At 63.4% G+C, this 7,684-nt stretch carries 8 protein-coding genes; 6 read left to right on the top strand and 2 right to left on the bottom strand.

What is annotated here, in order from left to right; genetic code table 11:
* Positions 1-1,432, bottom strand: a 1,432-nt coding sequence (locus Q8814_RS22975) for a 2-oxoacid:acceptor oxidoreductase subunit alpha (protein ID WP_330154287.1), incomplete at its 3' end; no start/stop codon positions are given.
* Between the two features lie 27 nt (positions 1,433-1,459).
* A complete protein-coding gene (locus Q8814_RS22970; RefSeq protein ID WP_330154286.1) occupies positions 1,460-2,608 on the bottom strand; it encodes an acyl-CoA dehydrogenase family protein in 1,149 nt (382 codons plus the stop codon).
* Positions 2,609-2,768: 160 nt separating this feature from the next.
* Here Q8814_RS22970 and Q8814_RS22965 point away from each other — a divergent pair, with 160 nt between their 5' ends.
* From Q8814_RS22965 to Q8814_RS22940, 6 genes are all read left to right on the top strand, one after another.
* On the top strand, positions 2,769-3,563 hold the full coding sequence (locus Q8814_RS22965) for an SDR family NAD(P)-dependent oxidoreductase (protein WP_330154285.1): 795 nt from the start codon (positions 2,769-2,771) through the stop codon (positions 3,561-3,563).
* 14 nt (positions 3,564-3,577) lie between these two features.
* On the top strand, positions 3,578-4,006 hold the full coding sequence (locus tag Q8814_RS22960) for an acyl-CoA thioesterase (protein ID WP_330154284.1): 429 nt from the start codon (positions 3,578-3,580) through the stop codon (positions 4,004-4,006).
* Positions 4,007-4,274: 268 nt separating this feature from the next.
* Positions 4,275-4,766 (top strand): nuclear transport factor 2 family protein, encoded by a 492-nt coding sequence (locus Q8814_RS22955; protein WP_330154283.1) that lies wholly within the window; start codon positions 4,275-4,277, stop codon positions 4,764-4,766.
* 27 nt (positions 4,767-4,793) lie between these two features.
* Positions 4,794-5,537 carry an acetoacetate decarboxylase family protein gene (locus tag Q8814_RS22950; protein ID WP_330154282.1) on the top strand — a complete coding sequence of 248 codons (744 nt, stop codon included), beginning with the start codon at positions 4,794-4,796 and terminating at the stop codon, positions 5,535-5,537.
* A 94-nt stretch (positions 5,538-5,631) separates the two neighbouring features.
* Positions 5,632-6,114, top strand: coding sequence for a VOC family protein (locus Q8814_RS22945; RefSeq protein ID WP_330154281.1), 483 nt, complete (start codon positions 5,632-5,634; stop codon positions 6,112-6,114).
* A gap of 261 nt (positions 6,115-6,375) precedes the next feature.
* On the top strand, positions 6,376-7,644 hold the full coding sequence (locus Q8814_RS22940) for a cytochrome P450 (protein WP_330154280.1): 1,269 nt from the start codon (positions 6,376-6,378) through the stop codon (positions 7,642-7,644).
* Positions 7,645-7,684: the final 40 nt, after the last annotated feature.

Below are 7,684 nucleotides of genomic sequence, written 5' to 3'. Positions count from 1 at the left end.
TATTGCCGCTGCCGTCGGCCTTCTCGATACCGCCGATGCGGTGCTCGAGCCCCGGCGTGCCGGGGATCGCCATGGGCCGCGCGAGCGTCTCACGGTCACGCGCGTACGGACGGAACGGCGCAGCATCATCAGCCGGCGCCGGCTCGAAAGCGGGGTCGATCGGTGCGAGCCGATCGACGGACGGAATCCGCCATGGCTCCGAGCCGTTCGCGATGGCTCCGTCCGACAGGAGCAGGACCGGTGTCCGATAGGTCACCGCGATACGCGCGGCCTCGACAGCGGCGTCGAAGCAGTCGGCCGGTGAGGACGGTGCGATCACCGCGACCGGAGATTCGCCGTTGCGGCCGTGCAGTGCCTGCAGCAGGTCGGCCTGCTCGGTCTTCGTGGGCAGACCCGTGGACGGTCCGCCACGCTGCACATCGATGACGACGAGGGGGATCTCGGTCATGACGGCCAGGCCGATGCCCTCGCTCTTGAGTGCCAGGCCGGGGCCGGACGTACTGGTCACGCCCAGCGCACCACCGATGGAAGCCCCGATCGCGGACCCGACGGCGGCTATCTCGTCTTCCGCTTGGAACGTTGTCACGCCGAAGCGCCGGTGCTTGGTCAATTCGTGCAGGATGTCGGAGGCCGGCGTGATCGGGTACGTCCCGAGGAAGAGTTCGAGGCCCGACAACTGCTGCGCCGCGACCAGTCCGTAGGCCAGCGCCGTATTTCCGGAGATCTGACGGTACGTTCCGGCCGGCAGATCGGCCTTCGCGACCTCGTAGGTGGTTGCGAAGGTCTCGGTGGTCTCGCCGTAGTTCCATCCGGCTTGGAAGGCAAGCAGGTTACCTTGCGCGACTTGCGGTTTCTTCGCGAACTTCGTCCGCAGGAATTCCTCGATTCCGGAGACCGGCCGGTTGTACATCCACGACAGCAGGCCCAGCGCGAACATATTCTTCGACCGATCACCGTCCTTACGGCTGAGCCCAACGGGCTCGACCGCACCGGCGGACAGCGACGACATCGGGACCTGATGGACCACCAGATCCGACAGGCTGCCGTCCTCGAGCGGGTTCGAGGTGTACCCGACCTTGCTCAGGTTCCTCTTGGTGAATTCGTCTGTGTTCACGATGACCGTGCCGCCTCGCGGCAGATCCGCGACGTTGGACTTGAGCGCGGCGGGGTTCATCGCGACGAGCACGTCGGGACGGTCACCTGCCGTGAGAATGTCGTGGTCGGCGATCTGGATCTGGAACGACGACACGCCGGGCAGCGTGCCCTGGGGTGCACGAATCTCCGCGGGGAAGTTCGGCTGGGTTGCCAGGTCGTTGCCGAATATTGCCGCTTCCGCGGTGAACCGGTCACCGGTCAGCTGCATTCCGTCACCCGAGTCTCCGGCGAACCGAATGACCACCCGCTCCAGTTTGGTGCTGTTGACGTTCGTCATGCTTTGCCTCCCGGTCCGGTTCGGTGCCTAGCCGGCATCTCGGACGAGTTGCTTGGCGAGGGAATCGAAGATCACCTCGGTCGATCCTTCGTAGATGCGCATGGGTCGGGCCTCCCGGTAGAGGCGCTCGAGTTTTCCTCCGCGCACGAGTCCGAAACGGCCCATGATCTGGACCGAACGGTCGACGACGCTCGCCGCGACCTCGGTAGCCGCAACCTTGGCCATCGACGACAGGTGCAGGTTCGCGCGCGCGTCGCGGGCAGACGCTGCCGCCGCGCGGTAGGTCAGCGACCGGGCCATCTCGATGTCGGTCCAGCACTTCGCGAGGTGTTCCGGCACCGAGCCGAGGCGGGCGAGCGTCACACCGAAGCCTTCGCGGGTCTTGGCGTGGGCCACGGCCTCGTCGAGGGCGGCCTGGGCGAGCCCGACCGCGGCACCGGCGACGGAGACACGGAAGGTCGCGAGGGTCGCGAGCACGAGAGCGAAACCCTTGCCTGGTTCACCGATCCGGTTGCCGATCGGAATCTCGACGTTGTCGAGGATGACGTCCGACAGCACGTGGGGGGCGATGATCTGGTGTGGGCGTTCGGTGCGCAGGCCCGGAGCGTCCGCGGGAACGAGCACGAGCGAGTAACCGTCGCCTTCGCGTCCGAGGATGCTGTAGAAGTCGGCGTCGCCGCCGTTGGTGATGAAGGACTTGTGCCCGTTGACGATCAGCTTGCCGTCGCGTTCGACGATGGTGGTCGACAGTGCCTTCAAGTCCGAACCTACGTCGGGCTCGGTCAGGCCCAGCGCGGCCACGGCGTCGAGGCGCGCGACCTTGGGCAGCCATTCCTGCTTGAGTTCCTCGGATCCACCGACGCTGATGCAGTAGCTACCGATGCCCTGCATGGCGAACATCGAATCGAGGTGCGCGGACTCCCCGGCGAGGGCTTCACGCACGATCGTCACCGCCAGCGAGTCGACCTTCTCGAAGCGGCCGCCGTAAGCCGCCGGGACGACGACTTCCGTGAGCTGCGAGGCCACCAGGCGCTTTCGCACGTCCGGGTCGAAACTGTCCGATTCGTCGGCTCGGGCGGCGATATCGGCGCAGTCGGCAGCGAGCTCGCGTGCTGCGGCCTGCAGATCGAGGTATCGCTGCGGCAGGGCGAAGAGATCCTGTTGGTCGTTGCTCACTCTGTACTCCTTCTGGCGATGCGGCCTGCCGTCGGGCTGGAAGCGGGACGTGAGGAGGCGCGTTGTCCGATCGGTTCGTGAACTGGGTCACTTTCCGCTAATCTATGATCACAATAACAAGGAATTAGGGCCAGTCAACCGAAACCAGTGGAGGAAGAAGATGGCCGAAGCATCAACCGGACAGTCCCGCCCGGAATTCGACCCGACTCGGGCATTCGACCTGACCGACCGCGTAGCGATCGTCACCGGCGGCAGCCGCGGGCTGGGCCGCGCCATGGCATTCGGACTCGCCCGCGCGGGGTGCGATGTCGTGATCGCCAGCCGTGACCTGGCCTCCTGCCAGGCGACCGCGGACGAGATCACCGCCGAGACCGGACGCAAGACTCTCGCGCACTCGTTCCACGTGGGCCGATGGGAGTCAATCGAAGAACTCGTCGACGCAGCGTATGCGCACTTCGGAAAGGTCGACGTCCTCATCAACAATGCCGGGATGTCGCCGCTGTACGACAGCCTCGACACGGTCAGCGAGACCCTCTTCGACAAAGTGATCGGCGTCAATCTCAAGGGTCCGTTCCGACTCGCCGCACTGGTAGGGAAGCGGATGGCCGAAGGCGATGGCGGATCCATCATCAACATTTCGAGCGCCGGATCAGTGCACCCGCGACCCGACATCCTCCCCTACGCCGCCGCGAAGGCCGGCCTCAACGCCGTCACCATCGGGATGGCCCACGCGTTCGGCCCGACGGTCCGCAGCAACGCCATCATGGCCGGCACCTTCCTCACGGACGTGAGCAACTCCTGGGACATGGACGCGTTCGGCAAACGCGCGCAGAGTTTCGCGGCCAAGCGTGGCGGACAGCCCGATGAGATCGTCGGCGCCGCGCTCTACCTCGCGAGCAACGCATCGAGCTTCACGACGGGATCGATCATCACCGTCGACGGTGGGCACCCGTGATGGGGGATCAGACCATGACCACGATTCCCGTTACCCAGCAACGGTTTCAGTTGTCCTACGGTGACTGCGATGCGGTCGGCATCTCGTACTTCGCGATCAACTACCCGTGGATGGAACGCACCTACAGCGTGTGGCTGCACTCGTTCGGGCTCGACAGTCACACCCTGCTCGACACCGTCGGCGTCTACACCGTCGGCCTGAAATCCGAATGCCGATACATCACCAGCTGCAAGGTGTTCGACGAACTCACCTGCACCATCGTGCTCGACCGTGTCGGCAACACCTCATACGTCCTCGGATTCGACTTCGAGCGGGGCGACGAGCTGGTAGCGCACGGCAAGATGACGTTCGCAGTCCGCAACTCCGACGGCACCAAAGCCACGATCCCCGAGCGCTTCCTCGCCGCGTTGCGCACCCTGGGTCCGTCCAAGTCTCCGGAGTAGGTACACATCCCCGAAACGGGCGTCGCTGCAGGAAGGCGACGCCCGTTTCTGTTGCTTCCCAACACATCTCTGCTACAGTGATGACCGTCACAGTGTCGGGATTCCGGATAGTCCCGACCGCCGCGGACGGCGAATCCGATCCGATCACCCCGCCCATGAGCAGGCATCTCCTATGCCGATCCGTCGTAAACGGATCCGTCCGCGTGACAATCCTGTCACCACACCCGCCGCAACACCTCTGCCGCGGAGAACACGGAGTGCAGCAACCATGGGATCCAAAGAAAAGCAGGTCGTCCAGGACTGGCTCGCAGCTACCCGCGGCGATGCCGACGAGGTCAACGGGGCGTTCGTCAAGTACTTCCACCCCGACGCCACCTGGACCCTGATCGGCTCCACGCCGATCTCCGGCACCTACCACGGACTCGAATCCATCCAGAACGACTTCCTGGGAGCCAACTTCCGCGGTGAAGAACGCGAAGGCCCGTCGGTCCAGGGGCTGAGTCAGGAATACGGCATCAAACCCCTCGAGGTCGAGGATGTGCTGTCGCTCGAGGACGACCGGGTCGTGGTGTTCTGCCGGTCGGATGGCATGGGGCGCAACGGCGTCGCTTACAACAATCAGTACTGCTGGATCGTAACGGTCCGCGACGGCAAGATCGCTTCGATGGTGGAGTTCTGCGACACCGCGCTGATCGAACGAGTCCAGTTCGACAAGAAGATCGTCCCTGCAGGAACAACCGTCCCGGTCTACGCACGCTGATCGCTCACCTCGACGCTCGGAGCAACCATGGCAAAGCAAGGAAGACTCACCCGCGAAAAGTTCGGCTATACGATGCCGGTGGACGAACCGCTGTACCCGAAACCGCCTGTCTACTACCGCGATATGGAGACCATCACGGTTTCCTACGAGACGGACGAGAACGCCGCGCTCGATATTCTGCCGGAAGCAGCGGGCTTCGAGCTCACCCTGCCGGCAACCGTCCGGATCGTCATCGCCAAGATGCCGTTCACCACCTTCGGTGCATACGAGGAGGCCTACCAGTTCCTCGACTGCACATGGGAAGGCGAGCCGTGCATCTACCCTGTCCGGATTCTGCTCAACCAGGAGTCCGCGCTGGCTGCGGGCCGTGAGATCTGGGGCAATCCGAAGAAACTCGGTCACATCGAATGGCAGCAGGAAAGCGAAGTCATGCAGGGCATCGTGGAGCGCCCCAAGGGAACCCGAATCTGCACCGTGCAGATGAAGCCGGAACGACCCGTAGACCTCGAGCCCTACGACATGAAGCCGATGGGATTACGGGTCATCCCCAACCCCGAGGGCGGCGACCCGTCGCTCGCGGATCTGGTGCTCAACTCCTGCCACGTGACACCGAAGCAGGCATGGTCCGGCCGCGGCTCGATTTCGTTCGGCGTGGAATCCGACCTCGATCCGTGGCATACCCTGCCGGTCAAGCGGGTCATAGACGCGCTCTACGTCCGCTCGGACATGGACGTCGCGCCGACTGCGAAGGTCGTCAAGCGGTTCTTCTGACGTCGTCACCGAGTGGCGGGAGCGGGCAACCGGTCCCGCCACTCGGCGTACCGCCGGACCTCACTTGAAGAATCGGCAAGCAGGAAGGCTTCGAATGTTCAAGAACATCATGCAATTGGCTTGGGTTACAACAGACGTTCGGCAGGCGGTGAAGCAGTTCCAGGAGGGACAGGGCATAGAGAACATCGCGATCTTCGACGGGTTCACCCTGTCCACTGCCGAGGGCGGAGAGGTCGTGATCGACGTAGCACTGGCGTATGTCGGTGACATGCAGTTCGAGATCATCCAGCCGGTGTCCGGCGAAGTCGACTTGTACCGCCGGCACCTCCCGGCCGACCCCACCGAGTACGCACTCCGGTTCCATCACATCTGCAGCCGTCTCGACTCGATCGAGGAGTACGAGCAGGTGTTGTCCGACTACCGCAAGCGGGGCGTCACCGTCGAGGTCGACGGCTCCTTCGGCGAAGGAGGCAGGTTCTTCTACGCCGACACGCGCGGGCTGGTCGATCACTACCAGGAGTACGTCTACCGCGACGATGCCACCAAGGAGTTCCTGAATACGTTGCCACGCAACTGATTCGAAAGCACAGGCGAGGGCGGTCGATCCGGCCCCTCGGAGCAGGATGCCGTTCCACCGGAACGGCACCCTCTTTGTCGTGCGCCACAGACCCCGCTCTTCCGGCGGCGTGGCGCAGACAAAAGTATTGACAACGAGACATTCATAATTATAGTTAGCACTCATTACGTGATATAGAGCACAGTCTGCAGTCGAAGTGCAGTGGCTCACACTGACGTCTTCCGCTGCCTCCGCACCGCCCACTCGATTCGAGGAGATCGCGTGACCGCAGTAGAACCCCGCCCGACCGCTCCCGACATTCTCTCCCCCGAGTTCCTCGGGGATCCGTACCCCCACTACCGGGTGCTGCGCGACCATTTCCCGGCCATGCATCACGAGGGCACCGACAGCTACCTGATCAGCCGCTATCAGGACTGCGCCGAAGCGTTCCGTAGCCCGAAATTCTCGAGTCGCAATTACGAATGGCAACTCGAACCGATCCACGGACGCACCATCCTGCAGATGGAGGGCACCGAACACTCCACACACCGTTCGCTGCTCAACCCGTTCTTCCGCGGAAACGGGCTCGAGAAGTTCATGCCCGTCATCACCCACAATGCGGCTGAACTCGTCGAACGCATCGTCGCCGCCACGGCGGACGACCTTCTCGGCGAAGTGACCGGGCGCGGTGAAACCGAACTGGTCTCCGACTTCACGAGCCGCTTCCCCATCAACGTCATGGTCGATATGCTCGGCCTCCCGAAGAGCGATCACGAGCGGTTCCGCCGCTGGTACTTCTCGATCATGGCGCACCTGAACAACCTCGCCGGCGATCCCGCCATCACCGCCGCAGCACAACGCACCCATGATGAGCTACGGGACTACATGCTTCCCATCATCGGGGAACGACGTTCCGGGGACGGGGACGACCTGCTCTCGCGCCTGTGCCGAGCAGAAGTCGACGGCGAGCGGATGTCCGACGAAGAGATCAAGGCGTTCGTCAGTCTCCTGCTGGTTGCCGGCGGTGAAACAACCGACAAGGCGATCACGAGCATGATCCGCAACCTCATCGATCATCCCGACCAGATGCAGGCGGTCCGCGCGGATCGCACATTGGCCGACCGGGTCATCGCGGAGACGCTGAGGCACTCGGGACCGGTACACATGATCATGCGTCAGACCGAGGACGAGGTGCAGATCGACGACACCGTAATTCCTTCGGGATCGACATGCATCATGATGCTGGCAGCGGCGAACCGCGACGAACGGCATTTCTCCGACCCCGACCGGTTCGACATCTTCCGCGAGGATCTCAATGTGGACCGAGCTTTCAGCGGTGCTGCGAACCACGTTCAGTTCATTCTCGGCCGGCACTTCTGTGTCGGATCGCTGCTTGCCAAGACCGAGATGACGATCGCTTTGAACCTGATCCTCGACACGATGGACTCCATCGAATATCAGGACGGTTTCACACCTCAGGAACAGGGCCTGTACACCCGGAGCATCCCGGAACTACGGATCAAGTTCGAGCCTCGCCCGAGCACAGCCTGACCGGAGCCGATTCCGTGTACGGAAGGTCGGTCCGCGCTCT

It is taken from the genome of Rhodococcus chondri (assembly GCF_036327435.1).
Taxonomy (GTDB): Bacteria; Actinomycetota; Actinomycetes; order Mycobacteriales; family Mycobacteriaceae; genus Rhodococcus; species Rhodococcus chondri.
Note: the sequence above shows the minus strand (reverse complement) of the source record. Positions and strands in the feature narration are given on the sequence as shown.